This is a genomic window from Nonomuraea sp. NPDC049504, from assembly GCF_040676845.1.
In the GTDB taxonomy this organism is placed as follows: Bacteria; Actinomycetota; Actinomycetes; order Streptosporangiales; family Streptosporangiaceae; genus Nonomuraea; species Nonomuraea salmonea.
This window is the reverse complement of sequence record NZ_JBFAPT010000035.1, coordinates 42,276-66,487: the sequence shown is the minus strand read 5'-3', so window position 1 is coordinate 66,487 and position 24,212 is coordinate 42,276. Positions and strand designations below refer to the sequence as shown.

General features: G+C 68.9%; 27 protein-coding genes and 1 pseudogene. 14 read left to right on the top strand and 14 right to left on the bottom strand.

Annotated elements, in window-relative coordinates; translation table 11 throughout:
* Positions 1-27: 27 nt before the first annotated feature.
* From AB0K28_RS44270 to AB0K28_RS44240, 7 genes are all read left to right on the top strand, one after another.
* Positions 28-654 (top strand): peroxidase-related enzyme, encoded by a 627-nt coding sequence (locus AB0K28_RS44270; protein ID WP_345408284.1) that lies wholly within the window; start codon positions 28-30, stop codon positions 652-654.
* Positions 655-668: 14 nt separating this feature from the next.
* On the top strand, positions 669-1,550 hold the full coding sequence (locus AB0K28_RS44265; protein ID WP_364382581.1) for an SDR family NAD(P)-dependent oxidoreductase: 882 nt from the start codon (positions 669-671) through the stop codon (positions 1,548-1,550).
* A gap of 93 nt (positions 1,551-1,643) precedes the next feature.
* Positions 1,644-2,900 (top strand): styrene monooxygenase/indole monooxygenase family protein, encoded by a 1,257-nt coding sequence (locus AB0K28_RS44260; protein ID WP_364382578.1) that lies wholly within the window; start codon positions 1,644-1,646, stop codon positions 2,898-2,900.
* Positions 2,901-3,008: 108 nt separating this feature from the next.
* Positions 3,009-3,647, top strand: coding sequence for a helix-turn-helix domain-containing protein (locus AB0K28_RS44255; RefSeq protein ID WP_364382575.1), 639 nt, complete (start codon positions 3,009-3,011; stop codon positions 3,645-3,647).
* A 184-nt stretch (positions 3,648-3,831) separates the two neighbouring features.
* The gene (locus tag AB0K28_RS44250; protein WP_364382572.1) at positions 3,832-5,265 is read left to right on the top strand and encodes an MFS transporter; all 1,434 of its coding nucleotides are present in this window, start codon (positions 3,832-3,834) and stop codon (positions 5,263-5,265) included.
* A gap of 146 nt (positions 5,266-5,411) precedes the next feature.
* On the top strand, positions 5,412-5,822 hold the full coding sequence (locus AB0K28_RS44245) for an SgcJ/EcaC family oxidoreductase (protein ID WP_345408294.1): 411 nt from the start codon (positions 5,412-5,414) through the stop codon (positions 5,820-5,822).
* Between the two features lie 291 nt (positions 5,823-6,113).
* Positions 6,114-6,839 carry an SDR family NAD(P)-dependent oxidoreductase gene (locus tag AB0K28_RS44240; protein ID WP_345408296.1) on the top strand — a complete coding sequence of 242 codons (726 nt, stop codon included), beginning with the start codon at positions 6,114-6,116 and terminating at the stop codon, positions 6,837-6,839.
* A gap of 181 nt (positions 6,840-7,020) precedes the next feature.
* Here AB0K28_RS44240 and AB0K28_RS44235 read toward each other — a convergent pair whose 3' ends face one another.
* The 5 genes and pseudogenes from AB0K28_RS44235 to AB0K28_RS44215 form a co-directional block, all read right to left on the bottom strand.
* Positions 7,021-7,794 carry an AraC family transcriptional regulator gene (locus tag AB0K28_RS44235; RefSeq protein ID WP_345408298.1) on the bottom strand — a complete coding sequence of 258 codons (774 nt, stop codon included), beginning with the start codon at positions 7,792-7,794 and terminating at the stop codon, positions 7,021-7,023.
* 766 nt (positions 7,795-8,560) lie between these two features.
* Complete coding sequence (locus tag AB0K28_RS44230; RefSeq protein WP_364382567.1) at positions 8,561-9,418, bottom strand: maleylpyruvate isomerase N-terminal domain-containing protein; 858 nt, start codon at positions 9,416-9,418, stop codon at positions 8,561-8,563.
* A 71-nt stretch (positions 9,419-9,489) separates the two neighbouring features.
* A complete protein-coding gene (locus AB0K28_RS44225) occupies positions 9,490-10,482 on the bottom strand; it encodes a hypothetical protein (protein ID WP_364382564.1) in 993 nt (330 codons plus the stop codon).
* A 116-nt stretch (positions 10,483-10,598) separates the two neighbouring features.
* Positions 10,599-10,790 (bottom strand): annotated as a pseudogene (locus tag AB0K28_RS44220) (hypothetical protein); the annotation flags it as partial.
* A gap of 20 nt (positions 10,791-10,810) precedes the next feature.
* On the bottom strand, positions 10,811-12,070 hold the full coding sequence (locus tag AB0K28_RS44215) for a hypothetical protein (protein ID WP_364382561.1): 1,260 nt from the start codon (positions 12,068-12,070) through the stop codon (positions 10,811-10,813).
* Between the two features lie 151 nt (positions 12,071-12,221).
* On the opposite strand from AB0K28_RS44215, the gene AB0K28_RS44210 reads away from it, so the two are divergent.
* On the top strand, positions 12,222-12,587 hold the full coding sequence (locus AB0K28_RS44210) for a nuclear transport factor 2 family protein (protein WP_364382558.1): 366 nt from the start codon (positions 12,222-12,224) through the stop codon (positions 12,585-12,587).
* 3 nt (positions 12,588-12,590) lie between these two features.
* Here AB0K28_RS44210 and AB0K28_RS44205 read toward each other — a convergent pair whose 3' ends face one another.
* Positions 12,591-12,995: a VOC family protein gene (locus AB0K28_RS44205; protein WP_364382555.1), complete on the bottom strand. Its 405-nt coding sequence runs from the start codon at positions 12,993-12,995 to the stop codon at positions 12,591-12,593.
* A gap of 134 nt (positions 12,996-13,129) precedes the next feature.
* On the opposite strand from AB0K28_RS44205, the gene AB0K28_RS44200 reads away from it, so the two are divergent.
* The gene (locus AB0K28_RS44200; protein ID WP_364382552.1) at positions 13,130-13,549 is read left to right on the top strand and encodes a hypothetical protein; all 420 of its coding nucleotides are present in this window, start codon (positions 13,130-13,132) and stop codon (positions 13,547-13,549) included.
* A gap of 179 nt (positions 13,550-13,728) precedes the next feature.
* Here the strand turns inward: AB0K28_RS44200 and AB0K28_RS44195 are convergent, their stop codons facing one another.
* On the bottom strand, positions 13,729-14,880 hold the full coding sequence (locus AB0K28_RS44195; RefSeq protein ID WP_364382549.1) for an NAD(P)/FAD-dependent oxidoreductase: 1,152 nt from the start codon (positions 14,878-14,880) through the stop codon (positions 13,729-13,731).
* Positions 14,881-15,023: 143 nt separating this feature from the next.
* Between AB0K28_RS44195 and AB0K28_RS44190 the strand changes: the two genes are divergently transcribed.
* The gene (locus AB0K28_RS44190; protein ID WP_345408314.1) at positions 15,024-15,509 is read left to right on the top strand and encodes a MarR family transcriptional regulator; all 486 of its coding nucleotides are present in this window, start codon (positions 15,024-15,026) and stop codon (positions 15,507-15,509) included.
* On the opposite strand, the gene AB0K28_RS44185 is transcribed toward AB0K28_RS44190, so the two are convergent.
* Positions 15,473-16,030, bottom strand: a complete 558-nt coding sequence (locus tag AB0K28_RS44185) for a hypothetical protein (RefSeq protein WP_364382546.1) — start codon at positions 16,028-16,030, stop codon at positions 15,473-15,475. The genes AB0K28_RS44190 and AB0K28_RS44185 overlap by 37 nt on opposite strands.
* 463 nt (positions 16,031-16,493) lie before the next feature.
* Positions 16,494-17,726, bottom strand: a complete 1,233-nt coding sequence (locus AB0K28_RS44180) for a LuxR C-terminal-related transcriptional regulator (RefSeq protein ID WP_364382543.1) — start codon at positions 17,724-17,726, stop codon at positions 16,494-16,496.
* A gap of 130 nt (positions 17,727-17,856) precedes the next feature.
* Between AB0K28_RS44180 and AB0K28_RS44175 the strand changes: the two genes are divergently transcribed.
* The 3 genes from AB0K28_RS44175 to AB0K28_RS44165 all read left to right on the top strand — a co-directional run bounded on the left by AB0K28_RS44175 (position 17,857) and on the right by AB0K28_RS44165 (position 20,328).
* Positions 17,857-18,456 carry a flavodoxin family protein gene (locus AB0K28_RS44175; protein ID WP_364382540.1) on the top strand — a complete coding sequence of 200 codons (600 nt, stop codon included), beginning with the start codon at positions 17,857-17,859 and terminating at the stop codon, positions 18,454-18,456.
* A gap of 124 nt (positions 18,457-18,580) precedes the next feature.
* Positions 18,581-18,829: an IS3 family transposase gene (locus tag AB0K28_RS44170; protein ID WP_364382537.1), complete on the top strand. Its 249-nt coding sequence runs from the start codon at positions 18,581-18,583 to the stop codon at positions 18,827-18,829.
* A 518-nt stretch (positions 18,830-19,347) separates the two neighbouring features.
* Positions 19,348-20,328: a hypothetical protein gene (locus AB0K28_RS44165; protein WP_364382534.1), complete on the top strand. Its 981-nt coding sequence runs from the start codon at positions 19,348-19,350 to the stop codon at positions 20,326-20,328.
* Positions 20,329-20,590: 262 nt separating this feature from the next.
* On the opposite strand, the gene AB0K28_RS44160 is transcribed toward AB0K28_RS44165, so the two are convergent.
* Positions 20,591-20,944, bottom strand: coding sequence for a DUF4288 domain-containing protein (locus tag AB0K28_RS44160; protein WP_364382531.1), 354 nt, complete (start codon positions 20,942-20,944; stop codon positions 20,591-20,593).
* Positions 20,945-21,067: 123 nt separating this feature from the next.
* Entirely contained in the window at positions 21,068-22,237 is a 1,170-nt protein-coding gene (locus tag AB0K28_RS44155) for an FAD-dependent monooxygenase (protein ID WP_364382528.1), read from the bottom strand.
* Between the two features lie 59 nt (positions 22,238-22,296).
* Here AB0K28_RS44155 and AB0K28_RS44150 point away from each other — a divergent pair, with 59 nt between their 5' ends.
* Positions 22,297-22,839 (top strand): TetR/AcrR family transcriptional regulator, encoded by a 543-nt coding sequence (locus tag AB0K28_RS44150; RefSeq protein WP_364382525.1) that lies wholly within the window; start codon positions 22,297-22,299, stop codon positions 22,837-22,839.
* A gap of 71 nt (positions 22,840-22,910) precedes the next feature.
* On the opposite strand, the gene AB0K28_RS44145 is transcribed toward AB0K28_RS44150, so the two are convergent.
* The 3 genes from AB0K28_RS44145 to AB0K28_RS44135 are packed head-to-tail and all read right to left on the bottom strand — an operon-like array spanning position 22,911 to position 24,111.
* Positions 22,911-23,273: a hypothetical protein gene (locus tag AB0K28_RS44145; RefSeq protein WP_345408358.1), complete on the bottom strand. Its 363-nt coding sequence runs from the start codon at positions 23,271-23,273 to the stop codon at positions 22,911-22,913.
* Positions 23,270-23,551 carry a hypothetical protein gene (locus AB0K28_RS44140; protein WP_364382522.1) on the bottom strand — a complete coding sequence of 94 codons (282 nt, stop codon included), beginning with the start codon at positions 23,549-23,551 and terminating at the stop codon, positions 23,270-23,272. The genes AB0K28_RS44145 and AB0K28_RS44140 overlap by 4 nt, the downstream gene beginning before the upstream one ends.
* Positions 23,548-24,111: a hypothetical protein gene (locus AB0K28_RS44135; RefSeq protein WP_364382519.1), complete on the bottom strand. Its 564-nt coding sequence runs from the start codon at positions 24,109-24,111 to the stop codon at positions 23,548-23,550. Before AB0K28_RS44135 ends, AB0K28_RS44140 begins: the two co-directional genes overlap by 4 nt.
* Positions 24,112-24,212 lie beyond the last annotated feature (101 nt).

Below are 24,212 nucleotides of genomic sequence, written 5' to 3'. Positions count from 1 at the left end.
CCGACAGAGGAGAAGAGGGGTAGGCAGATGGATTCGAACGCAGGGGTTCGCGTTCCGCTGATCGACGAGGCGGACGCGACGGGACGGCTGTCGGAGCTCTACGAGCGAGCCAAGGAGGTGACCGGACTGGACTTCGTGCCCGACATGTTCCGGCTGGTGTCCTCCAGGCCCGAACTCCTGGAGACCATGCTGGCCGGCTACAACGGCGTGTTCAATCACGGCCGGCTACCGCGGCAGACCAGGGAACTGATCTCCGCCTGGACCTCGAGAGTGAACCAGTGCCCGTATTGCGTCGGCACGCACAACTTCTTCCTTCAGGTCTTCGGCGGCTCCAAGGAGCTCGCCGACGCGATCGAAAGGGCGCAGTCGCCCGACGACCTGCCGGTGGACGAACGCGAGCGGGTGCTCCTGCACCTGCTGACCAAGCTCAGCGTCAGCGCCTATCGGATCACGGACGCGGACTGGCAGCACGCCCTGGACGCCGGCTGGACGGCCGATGATCTGCTCGAGGCGTTCTTCTGCGCGGCCCTGTTCAACTTCATCACCCGCCTCGTCGACGGGCTCGGGCTCGGCACCACCGTGAAACGGAGCCGCATCTCGCAGCAGAGTGTGCCGGACGCCTCCGCGACGGTCACGGCCGTCGCGGCCGACTGATGCCGGAGCCCATCATGCAACGACCATCGCGCGCGGTCCTGATCACCGGTATCTCCTCGCTGAGCGGCCTTTCCTCCGGAACCGGACGAGCACTGGCACTGCGGTTGCACCGGGCGGGATGGCCGGTCTACGCCGGCGGCCGCAGTCTGGAGGGCCTGAAAGATCTGGAGCAGGAGGGCATCACCACCCTGCGGGTCGACGTCACCGACGAGAAGTCGATGGTCGAGGCGGTCGACCGGATCACCGCCGAGCACGGCGCGGTCGGCGTGCTCATCAACAATGCCGCCTACAGCCTCAACGGCACGATCGAGCAGACCCCGATGGACTCGGTCCGCCAGCAGTTCGAGACCAACGTCTTCGGCCTGTCCCGGATGACCCAGCTGGTGCTCCCGGGCATGCGGGCACAGGGAGCCGGCCGCATCGTCATCATGTCCTCGATCTTCGGGCTCTTCGCCACGCCGGGGCGGGGCTACTACGAGGCCACCAAGCACGCGCTCGAGGCGATCGGTGATTCGCTCCGGCTGGAGGTCCATCGCTTCGGCATCAAGGTCGTCGTCATCGAGCCGTCCCCGATCCTCGGCGCGTTCGTCCCCACCACCGTGGGCGACCTGGGGCTCGCCCCCAGCACCGACGAAGAGGATCCCTACGGCGATTTCTGGGAGCGATTCGTCGTGTGGCACGGAGCGTACCGGGAGGTCGAGCATCCCAAGGGCCGAGGCCGGATGTCGCTGCGCGCCGACCACGTCGCGGCCGTCATCGAAAAAGCGATCAGCGTACGCAATCCGCGTATCCGGTACCGCATCGGCATCCCGGTACGGCTGCTCCGCCCGCAGCGGGTGATCTTCGGTGAACGAGCCTGGGAAAAGTTCGTACGGACCTTCTTCCCCACGCCGTAGCCGGTGCTCACGACAGGAGGACACAGGGACATGACACAGGGACATGAAGGACGCGGACGAGTCGTCGGCCGCCATCAGAGAAGGTGACGTGGTATGCGCAGGATACTGATCGTCGGCGCCGGGCAGGCCGGGCTGCATCTGGCGCTCGGGCTGCAGCAGCACGGATATGACGTGACCGTGGTGTCGGCGCGCACAGCCGGGGAGATCGAGCACGGCAACGTGATGTCCACGCAGTTCCAGTTCGACAGCACGCTCAGGTACGAGCGCGACCTGGGGATCTTCTTCTGGGACGGGCAGCCGCCGCACACCCCTGGCACCCGTTTCATGCTGGGCGGCGACGGTCCTGCTCCTGCGCTCGAGTGGAGCGCCCCGCTGAAGAAGCCGGGCGCCGACATCGACCAGCGGGTCAAGATGTCGCGCTGGCTCCGGCTGTTCGAAGAACGCGGTGGCAACGTGGTCATCGGGGCCGCCACCGTCTCCGACCTCGACAGGTGGGCGGCCGATTACGATCTCGTCGTCGTCGCGGCCGGCAAGGGCCCGCTGGCCGAGATGTTCGAGCGCGACGCGGCCCGTTCGCCTTACACCCGGCCGCAGCGCATGCTCTCGGTCGTCTACGTCAACGGCTTCCAGCCCGATCCGGCCGGCCCCGGCGATCATTCGGTGGACTTCCATCTCCTGCCGGGACGGGGCGAACTGATCGTGATGCCGGCGATCACCACCTCCGGTCCGTGCCACATCCTGTTCTTCGAGGCGATACCCGGCGGCGCGCTGGACGTGTTCGGCGACGTCTCCTCCCCGCAGGAGCATCTGGACCGTTTCGTCGAGCTGCTGGAGCGGCATGTGCCCTGGGTGTGCGAGCAGTACGGCAAGCTGGAGCTCACCGACGCGGGCGGCACGCTGCGCGGCGGCTTCGCCCCCACCGTGCGGCGGCCGGTCGCGACGCTGCCCTCCGGCGGCCGGGCGCTGGGCATGGGCGACGTGGTCGTCGCCAACGACCCCATCACGGCTCAAGGGGCGAACATGGCCGCAAGGTCCGCGGCCGTCTACCTCGACGCCATCATCGAGCACGGGGATCGGCCGTTCGACGGCACGTTCATGGAAGGTGTCTTCGAGACGTTCTGGGTGCGGCACGGACGGGTGACCACCGAGTGGTCGAACATGGCGCTGGCGCCGCCGCCCCCGCACGTGCAGGAGATCCTGGGTGCCGCGAGCCGGTTCCCGGCGATCGGCGATCGCTATATCGCGGGGTTCGACGACCCCAACGACTTCACCGAGTGGTTCCTCGACCCTGACAAGGCGGCCGCCTACCTCGCGGAGGTCGCCGGCGCCGCTGCCGGGCCGGTCCGCTGAAAGCCGTCCGAGGCCGCGGGCCCTGCCGATGGCACCAGGACAGGGGTGCGCTGTCAGCCCTTTTATCGTGCGCAAAGAGGCATGAACATGACGGAGTATCGTAGCGGCATGGAGAAGAGGCGCAGCTACGGCGAGGGATGCCCGGTGTCCCATGCGCTGGATCTCGTGGGTGAGCGCTGGGCGCTCCTGGTGGTTCGCGAGCTCATGCTCGGGCCGAAGCGCTTCAGCGATCTGCGCGACGGCTTGTGCGGCGCCAGCTCCAACATCCTGACGAGACGGCTTCGCGATCTGGAGGGAATCGGCGTGCTGCGCAGGCAGCGCGCCGGTGTCCCGGTGAGCACGACCGTGTACGAGCTGACCGATTGGGGCCGGTCCTTGGAGCCGGTCCTGTTCGCTCTGGGCAACTGGGCGGTGATGTCGCCGTGGTGGGACAAGCACGCCCCCTCGACCGTCGACTCGCTGCTGCTGTCGTTGCGCTCGCAGGCTCAGTTCTTCTTCCCCGGCGGCATGCCCGTCACCGGTGTCTGCGACATGCGCGTCGGCGACGACCGTTTCACCCTGCGCTTCGACGAGGCGGGGCTGGCCATCGCGCGCGCTGCGGCCTACGAGGCCGACGCACTCGTGCAGATGGACGCCCGCACGCTGAAGTCGCTCGTCAATCGCGACGAGACGCTCGACGACGCCATCGCGGCGGGGCGCGTGCGGCTCGAGGGTGACGACCGGCTGATCAGGACCGTGATCAAGTAGTCCGGTCGCCCCACCGGGCCGGGTCATCGAAGGGGCATGTTCGCCACACCGATTGGCGTGACGTTGTTGCGCGTGTTCGGCGGCCCTCTGTAGGCTCACAGGTGCAAAAATTGAAGTAGCTAGTTGAAAATGCGAACCTAGTTTCGCCGCAGTGCAGAACCTTCATCGGAGGAGTTGGCACGCCATGGCATCCGCTGACACCGGAGCAGCCGCGCCGCACAAAGGCTGGACCCTCGTTCTCAGCTCGGTCGGCGTCTTCATGACCGCCCTGGACACGCTTGTGGTGACCACCGCCCTGACCGAGCTGCGGACCAGCTTCCAGGCGAGCCTCAGCGCCCTCGAGTGGACCATCAACGCCTACGTCCTCACCTTCGCCTGCGTCCTGCTGCTGATGGCCGCGCTGGCCGACCGGTTCGGCCGCCGCAAGGTGTATGCGATCGGGCTCGTCATCTTCGCCGCGACGTCGGTCGTGGCGGCGCTGTCACCGAACATCGGCGTGCTCATCGCGGCCCGCGCCGTGCAGGGGCTCTCCTGCGCCATCCTCATGCCCGTCTCGCTCACGCTGATCAGCGACGCGTTCCCAGTCGAGAAGCGGGGCACGGCCATCGGCACCTGGGGCGCGGTCTCGGGTCTCGCGGTCGCGATCGGGCCGGTGTTCGGCGGCGCCATCGTCACCGGCCTCGACTGGCACTGGATCTTCTGGGTCAACGTCCCCATCGGCCTGGTGGCCGCCGTCCTGACGCTCACGCGGCTGACAGAAAGCTACGGGCCACGCCAGTCACTCGACCTGTACGGGCTGGCGCTGGGCAGCGCCGGCTCCTTCCTGCTGGCCTGGGGGCTGGTGCGAGTCAGCAGCGTCGGCTGGGGACACGTGCAGGTGATCGCGTCGCTGATCGCCGGCGGGGTCGTCCTGGCCGTGTTCCTGGTGGTCGAGGGCCGCAGACGCACACCGATGGTGCGCCTCGACCTCTTCCGCAACAAGGCGTTCAACGCCGCGAGCTGGGTCAACTTCTTCATGTACGCGCCGCTGTTCGGGGCCTTGTTCCTGATGGCCCAGTTCTTCCAGGACGGACTTGGCGACTCCCCGCTCATGGCCGGCCTTCATCTGCTGGCCTGGACGGGTGTCTCCATGTTCATCGGGCCCGTCGTCGGCCCCTTGGCCGACAAGTACGGCAACCGGGTGTTCATGGCGATGGGCATGGCCTTGCAGGCGATCGGGTTCGGCTGGGTGGCGTTCACGGTCGAGCCGGGGATGAGCTTCGGTGAGATCCTCGGTCCGCTGCTGGTCGCCGGCGTGGGCATCGGCATCGTCTTCCCGACGGTCGCCAACGGCGTGATGACCTCGGTCGGCCCGAACCAGATCGGCATCGCCTCGGGAACCAGCGCGACGCTGCGAGAGCTGGGGGGCGTCTTCGGGGTCGCGCTCACCGCGAGCGTCTTCGCCCATCCGGGCAACTACACCTCCCCCGCCACCTTCATCTCCAGCTTCGGCGACGCCATGTGGTTGTGCGCGGGCCTTTCCGCGGTGGGCGCGCTGATGTCGCTGGCGTATCCGGCGCACAGCGCCGTCCAGCACCAGATGCACCGCCTGTCGGAAGAACCGTCCGTGTCGTCGTGACCGGCGAACGGCCGCACCTCAACGACAGAAGGAGGGCTGAAAAACTTCCCCATTCTTTCGAAGTCCATTCCCAGCGCCGATGAATTCCGCATCTGTGAAGCGGCCGTCCGCGGTGTTCTCGGTGCACGAGCAGAATGAGGTCAAGCATGGCCATAAACAAGAGCGACGAGACTGCCGTCCTCGCCGTCGTCAAGGGCGTCCACGATGCGTGGAACAAGAACGACGCGGATCTCTTCGTCGCGGATTACCTCGATGACGCCTCCGCCACCCTGCCCGGTTCTTACATGGAATCGCGCGGGGAGATCCAGGGCTCCATCGGTTTCTTGTTCAGCGGCCCGATGAAGGGCACCGGGGCATCGGAGAAGGTCCGGAGCGTCCGCTTCGTCAACGACGAGACCGCGGTGGTCGTCACCGAGACCGGTGTGCTGCTCCCTGGAGAAAGCGAGGCTCCACCGCAGCGCACCTCGTACGCGACCTGGGTGCTCGCCAAGCGGGACGACGGGTGGAAGATCGCGGCCTACTGCAACAGCCCCATGATCGGACCCGGCCCGCAGTAACCGCCTGCCGCCGCGACCGTGCCCCGTCCTGATCCGACGGACGGGGCGCACTGCCGGCGGCCCGATCCGAACAATGATGCGGGGCCGCCGGGGCCCCGCGTTCAGCCATCCACATCTTCGCTTCTTCCATATTGCCGAGTTCGATCCGAGCCGTGGCCACGACTATCGGACGGCTGTTAGCCTCGGCGGTATATCGAGAAAGCCGTTTCACCGGTTTCTGCTGATTTCCGAGCCGTCATCAATGGCCGAATGCACGTGATTCTCGCCTGACCGATCAAAAGGAGCAGCAACATGAGCATCGAAGGCAAGACCTTGCTGGTGACAGGGGCCAACCGCGGCATCGGCCAGGCGCTGGTCACCGAAGCTCTGGCCAGGGGCGCCAAGCAGGTCTATTGCGGCACCCGCAAGCCGCTCGACCACTCCGACGAGCGCGTCACCCCGGTGACGCTCGACATCACCGACCCCGCGCAGATCCAGGCGGCGGCCAGTCAGATCGAGTCGCTGGACATCCTGATCAACAACGCCGGGATCATGCTGCCCGACGTTCCGTTCGACCCGTCCGTGCTCGACCGCCACATGGCGGTCAACTTCCACGGCACCAACGCCGTCACCCAGGCCTTCCTGCCGGCGCTCGTCAATGCGGGCGGGGCCGTCATCACCATGATGTCCGTGGTCGCGCTGGCGCCGCTGCCGCCCTTCCCGTCGTACTCGATCTCGAAGGCGGCTTCGTACTCGCTGACCAAGACGCTGCGCGCCTTCTACGGGCCTCGGGGAGTCACGTTCCACGCGGTCCTGGCCGGCCCCATCGACACCGACATGGTGCGGGAACTGCAGGTTCCCAAGGCCACCCCGCAATCCGCCGCGCAGGCCATCTTCGACGCGGTCGCCAAGGGCGAGGAGGACATCTTTCCCGACGCCACGGTCGCGCCTCTGGCGGAACTGTACGCCAACAGCCCGGACAAGCTCCTCGAGCAGCAGTTCGCGGCCCTCGTCCAGGAAGCGCCTGCCTCGTCCTGAACCTGACGAGCAGCGGCCCCTGGCCGGAACAGGTCTCCGGCACGACACCCGGATCGCCACGTGCGGTCCGGGTGTACGGCCCTCAGCGGGCGATCGATCAGGCGTGATGGCGGGGGCCGGCCACCGAGGAGCCGCCGCCCTGGAGAACGAGTGACGCGCCGACCAGCGCGGTCCTGGCGATTCAGCCGACCGTCGCCATGGCCGGCTCCCACCGAAGATCGAACGGGGCGACCAGGACGGGCGGATCGGTCGCGCGCGCGGACCGCAGACGCAGGTCCACGCAGCTGAGCACCGATCCCTGGCTGACATGGAACGGTCCCTGGGCGGCGATCGCGGATCGCGGCACGCTCAGCCGGACGCCGTCCGAGCCGGGCACCCGAGGGGGTGTCGCGGTGTACGCCAGCAGGTGCCATGTGCCGTCCGGTACATGCCCCATCTCGAAGACCCCTGGTTTGTCGAGGGCTAAGCTCCGGATGGGCGTGCCCTCCGGCACGACGTGGCGGAAGAGGCCGAGATACACGGTCGAATCATCGTACGGAGCACTCGCCGAGACCTTGCCCTGTATGACCGCGCCGCTCCCCTTGGCCGGCGTCCGCTCATCGCAGGTGCGGGGATGCGAGGTCCGGCCGCGCTGGGCGCGGAAGACTCCAGGAGTCACCCCTACTGAGGCGCTGAACCGGGTGGTGAAGGTGCTGACGCTGGTATAGCCGACCTTGTTACTGATCTCCGCGATACCGTCCGACGTCGAAACGAGCAGATGCTTGGCTTCCTGGAGCCGCAGCGCCGCCAGGAACCTCGCCGGGGACATTCCGGTGGAGGCGCGAAAGGCTCGGCAGAAGTGGAACTTGCTGAACATGGCGATGCGCGCCATGTCATCGATTGTGAATCGTTCGCCAAGGTTCTCCTGCATGGCTGCGATGACGCACACAATCGAGTCCTCGATGCTGCTGCCCACAGAGCAACCCCCGTAACTACTAGTCGTGGGTGATCGGCGGCTTGCCGGCTCCACTCCCCCAGTGAATTGCCGCGCGCCCCCTCTTTCTTAATTTATGCAACCGTCCGCTGCAAGTGTTGAACCATGTCCTTTTTGTGCCAGCTCCGTCGAACGGCGGGCGTCGCCGAACCGCTGACAGGCCGAAGCGGGCGAGGGGCACGGGCGGCGCGCGGCACAGCCGACACCTCGCCCGAAATAGACGACATTCACCCTGGTCAAGCGGCATGAAGAGCTGGGCCACCACGCCGGGGGCACACCTCAGATGGCGATGGCCCGAGAGGCGCCAGGCCGAACTCGGCGGCATGACAGCCGGCGGTTTCCCCGCCACAAGGACATCGTCAATACTGATAAGTGATGAGCCGGAACTCGAAGAAAAGGACCCTCGCCGACATTCTCAAGCGCGGCAGCGAAGATCGACTTAATGATTGACCATTCAATCCATTACCCGTGGACAGCTTCCATGACTGTTCGTAGGCGATCATTTTCCGGTGCTTTCATGCCGAGCCGCGTCCCTGCGTTCCGGACTCATCCTTGATAATGCGTGCGGGCGGCGTACGACAAGACCCTGACCCGCTCATCTCAAGCCGGCGGCGATCTGAGCACGTTTGAAGAAACGCCTCCGGTCATTCACCGGAGACCGGGCACAGATTGCGTCGCGAACGCAGGTAATCCGCGCGGCTGATCCCATTCGCCTGCCGCGGGCTCGGACCTCCCTGGGCCCAACTGATCACGAAGGGAGGCGGACGATCCGCATGAACGCGGGGAGCCGCCAAGGGCGGCGCCCGCCCCGCACGGCGACCTTGCCCGTCAGCGCCGCGCGGGACTTGCTGATGCGTCCGAACAACATCAGGTTGAGCGTGACCGGGTCGAAGGACAGCCGCACGTCAGGCCTGCCATTGGGCGGCTCGACCGTGACGGAACCGCCGGTCAGCGCCATGACTCTGGTGGCGGTGTAGGGAGAGCTGAACTCCACGGTGATGCGGCCCTTCGGGACGGGCCCATGTCCTTCCAGCAGCCGGCCATAGCCGTGATGGATCACCCCGAGCAGGAAGAGGTCGAAGAACAGGCCGGCCTCCTGCGGCGGCACCGTCCAAGGCAGCCGCGCCCCTCTGGCGATGTCCCAGCCGTGAATCTGCAGTTCGTTCACCATGTGGGCGAGCAGACCCGCATACGGGAGCCGGGCTCCGCCCAGCCAGGGGACGACTGCGACCGGATCGACCGCCTCAGTGGCCTCCAGGGTTCTGGAGATGTCGGCCCGGATCAACCGGGCCAGCACCGCGGGATCCCGCTCGGTGAACTCTCCCAGCAGCACCTCGTTCAGCTGGGCAACCGAGTCGACGACGGTCTCGCGTACGAGTTCCTTGCCGCCCGAGAACGGAAACGGGCCGGCCCCGGGGTCGGTCATGGCGACCAGGAGCTTGCTCAGGGTCGCCACATGGGCCGCCGTCTCCCCCACCGACCAGTGCACCGTCGCCCTCGCCGGCACAGCACGAGCTGCCACGAGCAGCTCGGCGAACCGATCCGCCGTGGCGTCGAGGGCACGGCGGACCCGCATCCAGCTGTCCGGAGTGATGGGCACGATCATGACCTACTCCCCCATGGCGAAGAGCCGTCCCGATGTGCTGAGTCCGTGAACCGGCGCTCGAAGCCGGCCGGTCAGGACCAGGGCGCGGTCGGATACCAGGGAATGATCTCGCGGCGGGCGAGCAGGCGGACGTCCCAGTACAAGAAGGTGAACGCACCGGCGATGATCAGCGATCCGGCGGTCAGAGCCGCGATCCGGCCAGGCTTGGCCGTGAGCCACTGCTGTAGCCGGCCGCCGGCCACGACGGACAGCACGATGAACAGCACCGCCATGATCACGATGTTCCCCACCGACTGCAGCACGAACGCCGCTGCCCCGTACAGCGGGTTACCGCTCTCGGCGGCGTCCCGGAACATCTGCCGGAACAGTGGATAGGGCCGTCCGACGAGGAAGCCGCCGATGAGCGCGCCCATGAACACCATCGGCGCGTTCGGGAACCGCCGTGCGATCCGGCCGAACGGATCGGGCACCAGGCGCAGTGCGGCCAGCCCCATGTACAGCATGCATAGCCCGATCAGCCCGAACACCACCATCGACTGCACGCTGCGCGCGGACAACGTTCCCGGCACGGTCGGCGCGGTGGAGAACTGCGGCATGCTCGTCCCGACGAAACCGACGATCGCGCCGTAGACCGCCGAGACCGTGACCATGCCCACCGCCAGCCACCGCAGTGGCCGTAACGACTGCCGCAACCGCCCCCACCGGCTGCCGACCCCGCCCATCATCGGCGCCACCGCCCCGAAGCAGGCGATATTGCACGCGGTGAATGACCCCGCGAGCCCGCTGACGAACGCGAACACGATCCCGGCCGCCATGCCGGCGATCGGCGCCTCCGTAGGCTCATGCCCGAGCAGCGTGCCGGCGACGTTGCCGCCGATCGTCTGGTCCACGAACTCCGCCGACCACACCGTCGTGAGCACGAACCCGATGAGGCTCGCGAGCAGAACGATCAGTCCGCGCCGGCGCGGGATCGCTCCGGTCACGAACATGGACGAGGCGCTGGTGTCGGGCGCTTCCCCCGCGACCGCAGGCCGTGCTCGTCCGCTGCTGCGTGCTTGCGTCATGTGCCTCTCCCTTCGGAACCGGCTCACAGGACGGCGCCGAGACAGAAGTGACCCGCCAGAGCGCCTCCTCAAGCTTGAAGCAGGCGGAACACGAGACCTTCTTTCAAAGTGCTCTGTTACTCGCGGCGGGCGCCGGTTCCTGTAACGGCCACGAGTGCGGTGAGGTCGCGTACGCGCGCCCCTGGCCCTTGCTTGGCGTCCTGGGTCTTACCCTGCACGGTGTGGGCGTTCCAAAGCCGGGAGAAGTCCGCGCTCCGCCCGGCGCGATCGCGAAGGAGCTCGGCCAGCCGCGGGTCGTCCGGGACGAAGCCGGCCGCCCGGTGTCACGTCACAGCGCGGCGGTGCCGTGCTGGAGGCGGTAGGTGAAGTAGCCGTCCCAGGGCGGCACGGTGCCCGCGGAGCCGGGCTCGGTGGCGAAGTACACGTCGGCCCCCGAGTAGTCCAGCGGCCGCTGGAAGGCCAGGCCGCCGTAGGAGTCGCGGACCAGGCCGGAGTTGTGGTTCCAGCGGTGGCCTGACTGGCCGGCGGTGATCTGGCCGACGACCGTCCAGGTGCCCCCGCCCTCCCAGACGCTCGATCCCGCGATCCGGTCGACCTCCACGTTCGCCTGGATCTCGTTGCCGTCGAGCGGCCCGGTGTCGCGGGAGACGACGAACGAGGCCCGGCTGGGATCGTAGGCCCACGACGCGTTGTGCAGGAAACGTCCGGAATGGGGGAGGAACGGCTCCGGCGTCAGCCCGGCGGTGGTGACGAAGCGCCTCTCGCCGAGCACTGGCGCGCCGGCGTCGCCGAGGTCGAGCGTGCGCACGGCGGTGCCGCGGTCGGCGACGTCGCAGGACGGGTCGGGTGCGTCCAGGGCCGCGCAGTCCAGGCCGCTGTAGAACAACAGCAGGTTCCCCTGCTGGTCGACGCTGGTCACGCTGGGCTGGCCCACGCCGTAGCCGGCGGCGTTGTAGTCGGGTTCGTCGATGTCGACGACGGGCTGCGCGACGATGGTCCACGGTCCGAGCGGGGAGGCGGCGAGGGCGACGCCGATGACGTTGAACCGGCCGTCGGCGCCGTGGTCGTCGTCGTCCGCGCCGGTGAAGAACATCGCCCAGGTGTAGGTCTTCGTACCGGCGCCGGGCGCCGTGTAGGTGAACCGTCCCTTGACCACGTCGGGGTCGCAGATGTGGTACGCCGCCCAGCTCGGTGTGGCCGGATGGTACTGGGCGTCCCCCGGCTCAAGGCGAGGCCGCAGCGCCACCTGGGTGGAGCCCCAGCTGTACGACCCGTCCGGCCGGCGGGTGCCGACGTTGAACAGGACGTGGTCGTGGGTGGCGGCGAGCGCGTTGCCGCCGCTCCTGTCGTACTCGACGGTGTTGGCGCAGTAGTAGATGATCCGCTGGGTGTCGGACGTCTGCACGACGGACGGCGCGTACTGGTAGAAGCCCGCACTCTGATAGCGGGCCGAGCCCGGATATATCCCTCCGGGTAAGGGGACGCCCGACGAGCTGACGGCGGGGGCCCAGGCGTACGCGGGAAGCAGCGTGAGGCAGGACGTGACGAGGGTGAGGGCGGCGACGATCGACGCGCGGCGGATGAACATGGCGGGAGTCCTTCGCGGTGAGCCGGTCGGGGCGGGCAGTCGCTCACTCTACAGATCATGAAAACGCCCACCCCGCCGCTTCCCGCTTGCCCGGCGGCGGTTCGGCGCGCAAGGTGGAGACATCGATCTTCACCGGCAGGGAAGGGTGGGCATGTCCGACGACGAGGCACGTCACGTTTTTCAGATCATCGACGCGTTCGACCCGGACGGCATCGCGAAGTTGATGGCCGAGGACGGCACGATGGTGTTCGGCAACGCCGACCCGATGGTGGGCCGTCAGGCCATCGCCGACGGGCTGCGCGCGTTCTTCGCCACCATCGCGGGCCTGCGGCACCGGATCGTCAGGCATTGGCGGGTCGGCGCCGACACCATCGCCGAGACCGAGGTCACCTACCGCCGGCTGGACGGCCGGGACGCCCGCGTGGTCGCCGTGACGATCTGGACCACCCGCGACGACGGCCTGATCTCGGACTATCGCATCTTCGTCGACGTGGCCCCCGCGTACGCGCCGGCCTGACGCTCACGCGAAGTCCGCCGCCGTCATGCCGGGGGGATGGCCGGGAGGCCACTGGACGAGTTCGATCCGGTAGCCGTCGGGGTCGGCCAGCCACGACGTCCAGAACCGCTCCCCCAGTTCCGACGGCGGCTCGGCCGTGACGCCCTTGGCCGCGAGTGCGGCGATCGTGGCGTGGAGATCGTCCACCTGGATGACGAGGTGGTCGACGGCGCCGATGTCCTCGACCGGCCTGGCGGGATCGTGGACGAGTTCGAGGCTGACGTACGGGTCGCCGGGCAGCTTCAGCATGGTCAGGCTGCCGGACTCCGTCTCGGAGACCCGTCCGACTTCGGCGTACCCGACGGCGGTGTAGAAGGCGAGCGAGCGTTCCAGGTCGGTGACCCGCAGCCCGAGGTGCAGCATGCGCATGCCCGGCAGACTAGGGCCCCGGCCTGCCAGGCGCATCGTGCGAACCGCGAAAAGTCCGGCCGATGCCCGCTTGCCGCCCTGTCCCCCTCCTTCGTCCGCGCCGAGAATCGGTGTTCCACCAGGAGGAGGCTGACATGGCAAGCACAAGATCGACGCGACGCTCGGCGGGCCGATCGGCAGGGCGATCGGCAGGGCGATCGGCAGGGCGGCCGGTCGTCATGCTCGGCGCGGCCGTCGCGCTCGGCACGGTCGTCGCGCTCCTGCCCGGCGGGAGCGCCGGCGCGAGCACGAGCGCCGCAATGAGCCGGTCGAGCCTGGCGGTCGCCTGCGGGGACGGCCCCTACAGCGGCGGCTACTACTACGACTCGTCGTACAACAACCCCAACGCGTGCCTCAAGTGCCAAACGGCGGGCGCGATACTGGAGGCCACCGGCAACTGGCGGGCCTACTGCAAGCGCCGTTACAACCCGGCCGGCACGCTCACCCGAGTAGACCTCTACCGCTACTGCCTCGCCTGCCGAGGCCCCGAGACGGCCGCCACCGACCGCCCGTGACGGCTCAGGAACTGTGGGGTGAGGTATCTCGATCGAATGAGCGGCTCGGTGGCGGTGTTGGTTCTCGTGGCCCGCTGGGATGCCGCTGGACGATCTGTGGGCAGGTCTGGGAGTGAAGCGCCCTCGCCGAAGTCGGCGGAGGTGGGTGATTCACGAGCCCGTACGCAGGTGTCGCGTGCTCACTGGTGTTGGTGGCCGTAGGTCTTGGCGCGGTTCATCATGTCGCGCAGGTTCGCGGGTGCGTTGTAGCCGAAGGTCTGCTCGAAGGATTGGTAGCCCTCGATCGAGGACGCGGCGCTGCGGGGCAGCATCTGTTCGGCGAAGGTGGTGAACGCCGTGTCGATGTCGGCCGGTGTGGCGGCGATGGCCTGTGCGAGCTGGGCGCCATCGTAGAGGGCCCAGTTCGCGCCGTCGCCGTCGGGCGGGGTGAGGTGGGCGGCGTCGCCGATGAGCATGATGCCCGGGACGCGGTCCCAGGTGTGTTCCAGCGGCAGTCCCCAGATCGGGCGTACGACCGGTGTGGTCTCCCCTCGGGTGACCAGTTCGAGCAGCTCAGGCGCCCAGCCCTGACCCAGCTGCTTGGCGACGAGCGTCAGCGCGCGCTCGCGGTCGGAGAAGTCGACCGACTGCGTCCACTCGAGCGGCTTCTTCAGTACGACGTAGGTGTGGATCACGTCGTTCGCCTCTCGGTGTCCGAAGATCCCCCTGCCCGGCTTCATCGCCAGCATCGCGCCGCTGCCGACCAGTGCGGCGCTGCGCGGGTGGTTCTTCTCGACGTCGTGGAGGAACGTTTCGACCCACAGGGTTCCCAGGTACTCGGGCATGGCGCCGTTGAGGGAGGCCCGGACCCGCGACCAGGCCCCGTCGGCGCCGATCAGCACCTCGGTTGAGACCGACGAGCCGTCAGCGAAGTTGATCACGTGCGGTCGGTGGCCGTCTCCAGGGGTGACCGAGGCGATCTTGTGGCCCCACCGGATCGTGCCAAGGGGCAGTGACTCGATCAGGATTCTGCGCAGTTCGCCGCGCAGGACTTCGGGGTTGCTCAGTTCCCCGTCGTCGGGGATCTCGCCGACGAGCTCTCCGTCGGGGTCGAGGAATCGCATGGCCTCGGCGCCCATGTTGACGATCGAGTGGAACTCGTCCATGAGCCGGCACTGCTGGAGGGCGACCTGGCCGTTGAAATCGTGGATGTCGAGCTGGCCGCCCTGGCTGCGTCCGCTGGGCGATGCCTCCGCCTCGTAGACGGTCGAGGCGATGCCGTGGACGTGCAGGACGCGGGCGAGGGCGAGTCCGGCCAGTCCGGCTCCGGCGATGGTGATCGATCGCTGCACTGTGATGGCTCCTTGAGTTCCTTCGATGGGCTTCGGGCGGCTGCTGGTTCGGGTGAGCCTCGGAGTAATTATGTCGCAAAACTATTATGTAGCATAACTATCTTGGGTTGCCATAAGATACCGGGGGCGTCGAAAGGTAGGTCATGACAGAGGCTGAGCCCGGTGATCAGTACGAGCAGGTGCTGGACAGCCTCACGGCCTTCACCGCCACGCAGAAGGAACTGGCACGGGCCTTCGCCCGCAGTGCGCGCCTGCACACCACCGACGCCGACGCCATCGTGCTCATCATTGAGGCGGAACAGCGTGGCCGGCCGCTGACGCCGGCGCGCCTCGCCGAACGCGTGGGCCTTTCGCCGGGTGCGACCTCGATCCTTCTCGGACGCCTGGAGAAAGCAGGGCATGTCGAGCGCGCACGGGAGGGCTCCGACCGGCGGGTCGTGACCCTGCGCTCGACCACGACGATCAACGCCGCTGCCGACGCCTTCTTCGAACCGCTGCATCAGCAGCTCGGTCAGGCGCTGGGTGAGTTCACCACGGAACAGCTCGCCCTCATCATCCGTGCCGCCGACAATCTCCGCACCGCCATGGAGACCTACCTCCGCGACTGCGAATCGACCCCGAAGGACTGACCTCTGGGGCCGGCCGCCGAGCGCAGCGTGGCCAACGGCACGTCCAGCGGACTGCGGGCCATGTGTCTGCGCCCCACCCTGCCGCGGGTGCCCGAGGTGCGCAGTGTCGGTTCAGGGCTCTGGGCGGCTGCTGTCGTGCCGCCGGCGATCGTCGCGGCGAGTTCGCGAGCACGGTCGTGGGCGCCGGCCATGGATGCCTCGTGCAGCGGAAGCAGCGCGGCCAGCGCCGTCTCGTGGGGGGCCATGGTCAGCTCGGGGACCACGGTGGTGACGTCGAGGCCGAACATGTCCTCGGGGCCGAGCAGCGCTTCGAGAACGGGTACGACGTAGTCCAGGACGTGCCTGGGAGCACCGGGGCTGTAGCTGCCGCCCCGAGCCGAGATCACCACAGCGGGACGCCCCGCGCGAGCCGGCGTCCCGGGCTCGCGCACCTGGCGTGGGAGGTGGACACCCTGGCCGGGCTCCAGCGAATCCGCGGCAAGCTGCTGCAGGCAGGTGAGCTGACCGAAGAGATCGACCACTCCCAGTCGGAGTCTCCGGTGGGTCGACGCCGGTCAGGGGTGAGGCGTTGGCGTAGGTGTGGGCCGTACGGTCTGGGGCGGTGCTTGTTCGGCGGCGGTGCGGGCAGTCCGCTCGGCCACCGGCTGGCTGAGTCGATCGGCATGGCGGAAGTTACTTCCTGACCATCCTTTTCGGTGTGCCCGTCGGATGGCGGAGACACCCGACGTGCTCGGCTGGGCCGCGGCACCACGGGCCGCAGGACGTGGGGTAGCTCCTCACCGTGGTCCGCGCCGATCATCTGAGGAGTGCCGGCTCGGTAGTGAGCGGTACGTGGCCGCATCGACCGTGGGTTGGGGCAGGGGCAGGTCGAAGTGGCCGAGGCGTGCGGTGTCGCCGGGAGTTGGCCGGCGTGCTGAGATGCCACGGCCGGCGGCACCTGATCGACCTGCTCACGCGCCTCATCGATGATCACAGCTGAAGGAGTCAGGCCCCGCGCGCGCCCGTCAGGCCGTGGGCCAGCGCGGCGGCCTCCCCTCGCGAGCTCACGCCGAGCTTGCCGAGGATGTTGGCGACGTGGAACTTGACCGTGTTCTCACTGATGTTCAGCCGGGTGGCGATCGCGCGGTTGCGGTGGCCGAGCGCCAGGTGTTCGAGGACGTCGCGCTCGCGGGGATTGAGCGCGCCCAGCGGGCCGTGAGGGCGGGGGCGTACCGGGCCGAACGGCAGGTCGGCGGTGATGGTCGTGCCCCAGCCCGGGACCGCGTCCACGCCGAGCGTGCCGCCCAGCGCCGCCACCCGGTCACGCAGCCGGTGCACCGGCAGGGCGTCGGCCGCCAGCGAACCGGCTCCGTCGTCGCGCACGCTCACCCGCAGCAGCGAATCCTCCACCTCCCAGGCGAGCCTGACCCTGCTCAGCCCGCCCTGCTGGAGCATCGCCAGCACCGCGCCCCGAACCACGGCCCTGGCCGCCCTGGCCACCTCGTGGGGCAGCGGCCTGTCGCGCCGGTCCGGGCCGGCCAGTTCGAGGGTGAGATCGTGGTAGCGGGTGAGCAGGGACAGCTTCTCCGCGAGCGCGTCGAACGCCTGGCCCGCCTCCTCCTGTCCCAGGTCACGCTCGCCGCCCGCCCTGGTCTCGAGCAGCGCGGGCACGGCCAGTTCGATCGCCACGCGCCGGGCGGCGGCGTCGTCGAGCCGCCGCGATCTTAGGACGCCGAGCAGCGAGGTCAGCGTGGTGGCGTAGGCGTCGGCGAGGTCCTCCACGGCCGTGACGGGCGGATCCGCCAGGGCGTGCGGCTCGGTGCGCGCCACCCGGTGGGCCAGTTGCACGACCGTCAGCTCGGCGAGCCCGGCGATGATCTGCCGGGTCTCCGGGGCGGGCGGCCGGGTCGTCGCGACGGCGAGGATGCCGCCCGGACTCCTCTGCGGCTTGACGGCCACGGCCAGCACCTGCCGTTCGGCCCCCGCCAGCGTGAACGGGCCGAACCAGGGACGGTCGACGGCCACCAGCGGGAGCAGCCGGTTCACCTCGTCGGCGCTCACCTCCAACCCGTGGCTGAGCAGCGGGGACATCAGCAGGCAGTCCCCGGTGAACAGCACCAGCCCGTCATGGGGCACCAGATCGGACAGCACGGCCGACAACGCCGGCAGGACGCCGTCGAGCGGCGCGTGCATCACCCTCAGCGCCGCCGTCAGGGCGGCCGACCACGACTCAGCCATGCCCTCGATGGTAGTGAGCCCGCCCACCCGCTCCGCCCGCTCGTCCGGGTGGGCGGGCCCACCCGGACGGGTGGTCCGCGGACGGGGCGTGGCGGCCACGCTGGAGGCGTACCTCCTGAAGAAGGGAATCATGATGAGGAACGAATCGTCGCTGGTGGTGGCCTACCACAGCGGGTACGGGCACACGGCGCGGATGGCCGAGTCGGTCCGCACCGGAGCGGCGTCCGTGGACGGCGTCAAGGTGGAGCTAGTCTCGGTGGACGGCATCACCGAGCAGGAGTGGTCGCTGCTGGACGCGGCCGACGCCATCGTGTTCGGGTCGCCGACGTACATGGGATCGGCCAGCCCCGAGTTCCACACCTTCGCCAGGGACTCGGTCGAGCGCTGGACGGAGCAGGCCTGGACGGGCAAGCTGGCCGCCGGGTTCACGAACTCGGGGTCCAAGAGCGGCGACAAGCTGCACACGCTGCAGTACATGGCGCTGCTGGCGGCCCAGCACGGCATGCTCTGGGTCAGCCTGGGGCTGCTGTCCGGCTGGAACTCCAGCACCTCCGACCAGAACGCGCTCAACCGCCTGGGCGTCTGGCTGGGAGCGGCCGCCGCCTCGAACATCGACGAAGGCCCCGACCTGATGCACGACTCCGACCTGCGCACGGCCGAGCACCTGGGCCGCCGGGTCGCCGAGCAGGCCCGCCGCCTCCATCAGGCCACGACGCGCCCCGTGGGGTAGCAAGCCCGGCAAACGCACCCGACGCATCGGGCGGACTCGCCACCATCGCTGACCCGCGCGATCGTGAACTGACCGCCGCACAGCCTCGGCGTCAGCGCGGAACCGTCTCTTGGATTCGGCAGTCATGATCAAGAAGAGACGCGCCTCTCCGCGGATCACGCGGGACCTGCATGAGGCGGGCTGGCGGGTATCGGGGACCACGGTCGCGGGGCGGATGACCGAACTCGGCCTGGTCGCCCGGCGACGGCGCAAGCCGCGGTCGTTGTCCCGGCAGGGCAAGCGGCCGGCCGCCCCGGATCTGGTTCGACGGAAGTTCACCGCGCCCGCGGCGGCCCGCCGCCCGCTGCGGACGTGCTGTGGTGCGGCGATGTGACGCAGATCGACACCGACAAGGGCAAGCTCTGCCTGGCCACCGGCGAGGACCTGTTCTCCCGCCAGCTGCTCGGCCATCGCAGCCCGCGTGCGCCCCTTCTACGCCATGAACGAAAGGCAGCCCACCTCCCGGACCCTGCGTCTGGGCCGCGGCTCGCGCAGCCGGAGATTGGCCCTGCTGGAGGCGGTGGCACGCGGCCGCGCGATCCCCACGCGCGTCAGAGGGCTACTGCTGGATGGGCGTTTCTGGCATCCGCGGTTCCCGCGGCTGCCAGCGCTGATCCCCCGGCAGGTGGTGCCGGCCTGGCCGGAATTCCTCCTCGACGGAAATGGGTGACCGGTCCCGAGCTTTGTGCCTGCCGGTACGAATCCCCGTAGATCTCGTCATGGGCCGCCGAGCGGCTTGAGAGGCGTCCCCATATCAATTCGAGGTTCCCTTGATGGGCGGCTGGGAGGCTGCGCTCGATCCGGCAGCTCGTCCTGAAAGCCGGTGATCGACCCGCGAGGAGTTCCATGCGTATGCACGTGCGCACAATCCTGGCGAGCGCGTTGGCCGCCGCCGGGCTCATGGTGCCGACGAGCCCCGCGTCCGCCGCCACGGCCTGCACCTACCTGGGCAACCTCCCGGACCAGAACGGCGACGACTACGCCTCGATCGCGGGCGCGAGCGCCAGCGGCGAGTACGCGGTAGGCGCCAGCGAGGACAACGGCCGCTTCTTATGGCGCAACGGCCAGACCGTGGCGAAGTGGCCCACCATGGACGGCAAGAAACGCGACACCCCGCAGGACGTCAACAGCAGCGGCACGGTGATCGGCAGCCTCACCCCGTGGGGAGGGCCGTCGGAGCCGTACGTCTGGCGGCCCGGCTCGGGGTCCAAGGTGAAGCTGGCCGAGGTGTCCGGCTCCACCTACACCGAAGAGGTCGCGATCAACGACAAGGGGGACGTCGTCGGCCTGGCCAGCGTCGGCTCCGGATACTCGGTGGTGGTGTGGCCGGCGTCCAACTACTCGACGTACCGCGTCGTCGGGCAGGGCCGCCCGGTGAGCATCGATGAGGACGGCCGCATCCTGCTCACGTCCAAGAAGATGTTGTACCCGGACGGCACCCTGCACGACCTGCAGACGCCGGCCGGAGTGAGCAGCTTCACCATCACGGAGAGCGACAACAGCGGCCGGCCGGTGGGCTCCGGCACAGCCGCGTCGGGCGGCAGGGTCGCCATCGTGTGGAACAGCGACGGCTCGGTGCTGCACACCCGCGCGGGCGCCTACCCGGTGGCGGCGAACACCGCCGGCGACACCGTCGGCCTGGTCGAGCGCACGACCACGACCGGGTACGACACGGGGTTCTGGGGAGCCTCCGGGGCGCCGGTCATCTTCCCGTATCCGGACCCGCTCGCCGCGCCGGGCGACATCTACCTGGGCGACAACAACATCGTCCACGCACTGTGGGTCACGGACGACTACCGGAACACGTACTGGGCTCGGTGGAGCTGCAGCTGACCCCGGACGCCCGGACGTCGGGGACGCGAAGGCCGCTTCCCGCGCTCCGGAAGCGGCCTTCGGCCCTGTCCGCGAAAGCGCAGAACCGGACCGTGTCATGAGCCACGCCCGCCGGCCCTGCCTTGGCCCGGGTGGTGAAGACGGCGCGGCCTACCACTTCTGGCAGGTCGGGGGCGAAGAGCTGGGAGGCGCTCACCCAGGCCGAACTGATGCTCCAGGAGCACTTCGGTCTGCCACGTCCGGCATGGCTCTCGCCGGACGTCTACCTGGGCCCGTGAGGTTCTTCCGGCAGGTCGTCGATTTCGAAGAGGTCTCGGTAGCGGTCCAGGCGGTCGAATGATCGATGCAGCAGAGTGGCTCCTGCCTCGGGCTCGTCGACCTGAAGCAGTTGCAGCGACGTTATCCCGAGGAACCGCCACGTCACCTCTTCGCCGGAGGTGTTGCGGTAACTGATCTCGTCTGCCCGGCCCAGTGCCATGGCCGCGTCGCGGGCGGCGTCCTCGGAATCGGCACGCACCACCCGCACGTCCTCACTGAAATGTGGAGATGGGTAACCGCCCGCTACGTCCGTCCGGAAGATCAGCACCACGCCCCAAAGGAACTGCGTCTCGCCCACGGGACCTCCCTCTGATCGGGGGCGCGCCGGCAGGGCGGCCACCGCCGGATCGTACGGCCGTAGCCTAGCGACCGTCCGGGGACCGAGGGCCGTTCCCGGCAGGCCCGTACGGGCGGCGGGATGTCACCAGACCGGCAGGTCGATGGCGGTGGCGGCGCGGTGGATGGGCTCGACGACCTTGGCCATGACGCGGTCCTTGCCGGGCAGCAGGCCGGCCAGCCGCAGCATCAGCATCGACATGCGCACCTGGGACCGGCTGGAGAGCACCATGCGCTTGATGTTGGCGGGGCCGAGCGCCTGGTTGGTCTCAGCGAAGGAGCGCATGCGGGCCTCGTAGGCGGGGAAGGCGATCGTGTGGTCGCCGCCGGCCCGCTTGAGCTCGCCGGCCAGCACGTACGCGCCGACCAGCGCCAGGCTGGTGCCCTGGCCGGAGGCGGGAGAGGCGCAGTGGGCGGCGTCGCCGATCAGCGCGACGGGGCCGGCGTGCCAGCGGTCCATGCGTACCTGGCTCATGGAGTCGTAGTAGAAGTCGGGTGCGCCGGCCATGGCCTCCAGCAGGCGCGGCACCTCCCAGCCTGATCCGCGGTAGACGTCGGCCAGGGCGCGCTGCTGCGCGTCGCGGCCGGTGGCCTTGTCCGCGGACCGCCACAGGAACATGGCCTTCATGCCGGTGTCCTGCCGGGTGCTGTAGACCAGCGCGGTGCGGCCGGGGCCGACGTAGGTGAGCTCCTCGCGGTCGAGACCGAGGTGATTGGGGACGCTGAAGACCGACACGTTGTAGCCCATGTCGTGGACGAAGTGCTCCTCGGGGCCGAAGGCCAGCGCGCGGGTGGCGGAGTGCAGCCCGTCGGCGCCGACGATCAGGTCGAAGTGGCGTACGAGGCCGCCGGCGAAGGTAACCCGGGTGCCGTCGATGGCGGCGATGGAGTCGCCGAAGAGGTGTTCGACGCCGTCGGTCGCCTGGTGCAGGAGCCGGGCGAGGTCGCCGCGGTGCAGTTCGGCGTCCTGGTGGACGCGCCCGCCGAAGCTGTCGCCGTCCATGCTCGCGACCTGGCGTCCGGTGCCGTCGACGACGCTGCCCGTGCGCACGTCGGTGCGGAGCGCGCGGATGTCGTCGAGCAGTCCCATCCTCTCGACGACGTCCAGGGCGGCGCCCCGGATGTCGACCTTGTAGCCGCCTTCGCGTACGCCGGTGGCGCGCTCGACGACGGTGGGAGCGAAGCCGTGCCGGCGTAGCCAGTAGGCGAGGGTGGTGCCGGCGATGCCCGCGCCGGAGATGAGGATGCTTGTCATGCCCCGAATGGTACGCATGTCTAAGACATCTGTGCAATACGGATGTGTAACATACGGACATGGGAAACCGAGAGGATCTTCTGGAAGGCGCGAAGCGTTGCCTCTACGACAAGGGCTACTTCCGCACCACCGCACGTGACATCGCCACCGAGGCCGGCGTGAGCCTGGCCGCGATCGGCTACCACTACGGCACCAAGGACGCGCTGCTCAACGAGGCCGTGGTGGTGGCGATGCAGGAGTGGGCCGAGGATCTGCGCCGCGTGCTGGCCGAGCCGGGAGACTTCGCGACGACCTGGGGCAAGGTCATCGACTCCTTCGCCACGGCCAGGCCGCTCTGGGTGATCCAGTTCGAGCTGGTCGCGCACATGGCCCGCATGCCCGAGATGCGCGAGGCGTTCGCGAAGGCGGGAGAGCAGGCCAGGCTGGGGCTGGCGGAGCTGTTCGGCTCCGACTCCGAGAGGGTGGGGGCGGTGGTCCAGACGCTGGTGGCCGGCCTGGCGTCGCAGTGGCTGGTGGACCCGGACGCCGCGCCGTCCTCGGAGGACCTGCTGGAGGGCCTGCGTTTCCTGACCGGGCCCGCTCCCGAGCCGCCCGGGGCGTAGCCCACGAGCATGGCGGAGCCCGCCGGCATCGCGGCGGGCTCCGGGATGAATCTGTCGGCGGGCGGTGGAGCTCAAAGGTGATCGCAGCCCCTCCAGTACCAGTCGACCCTCTGCAACTTCTTCCACCGTGCCCACGCGTAGGTCTTGAACCCGTCCGGATTGACCTTGATCCATCCGGTGTCCCGTCGCCCCGCGATGCGGACCTTGAACCAGACCGTCTGGTCGCAGCCGTTGTAGGCGGTGATCCTCTGCGTGGTGAGACCGACGCTGTGCGAGGCGCGCGCGTAAGGGGGCCGCGTCGCACCCGGCATCGCGGCCGCTACGGCCTGGGAACTCGAAGTACCGGCCGTTGACGCGGTCGCGGCCGACGATCCGAGCAGCGAGACGAGCACTGCGGCGCCGGCGACCGTGAGGGCGGCGAGGTTCTTGTTCATCGGAGCTTCCTCTTCCTCGTGATGGTGTGGATGCCCCCTCGTCGTCGAGGTGGTGAAGGAAGCGTGCGACGAAGCGTGTTGATGTTCTGTTGAGAGCGTGTTGAGCGTCGGAGGTCGAGGGATCGGCCGAGGTCGGCCAGGTAGCGGGCCAGTGCCACCCGGTTGGCGAAGTACGCGTGCAGTTCGTCGTCCGGCTCGTCGGTGAGCCTGTGAACCGGGATCGCCGTCCACAGACTGCGCAGGACCAGCGCGCCGGCGAGCCCGTCGTGCTTCGTCACGCTGCCGTAGCCGTCGGTGACGGCCTCGTGGACGGCGGGCAGCTCCGCGGCCGGCAGCAGGCCGTCGTGGACCCGTCCGATGAGGAGCTGGCCGAGGTCGAGCCGATGGCGCCCGGCGAGTTCCAGCTCCAGTCCACGGCGACGAACTCGGCCGAGCCGTCGGCCGGCACGAGGAGGTTCTGCGGGCTCGTGTCGCCGTGGACTCCGGTGTGCGGGAGCCGTTCCAGGGCTTGCAGGATCGTGTGAATCCGGCCCGCCAGGAAGGCGATGTCCTCTCTGAGTCTTTCGTCGGCGTACAGGGTGATCAGCGGGTGCCGCCAGACCTTGACGTCCAGGAGCGCCGGGATCATCAGCCGCGGGGGAATGTTCGTGACGAACGTCCGCAACGACGTGTCGGAGCCCTGCGCCGGACGCATGGCGGCCAGCTCCCCCGGCAGGCGGGCCGCGCGGTGGTAGCGGTCGAGGCCCCAGGCGACCGGCGCCTGCTCGACGTCCTCCAGCCACATGACCAGCCGGTCGTCGTCCAGCACGTCCAGCCGGTACAGGCGGGGCAGGCGCATCCCGTAGGGCAGCGGCTCGCCGGCCAGGTACGCGTCGGCGTCCGCGCGCCACGGAACAACTCGCCCATCAGGGGACGCAGGTCCTCGGGAAACTGGGCGAG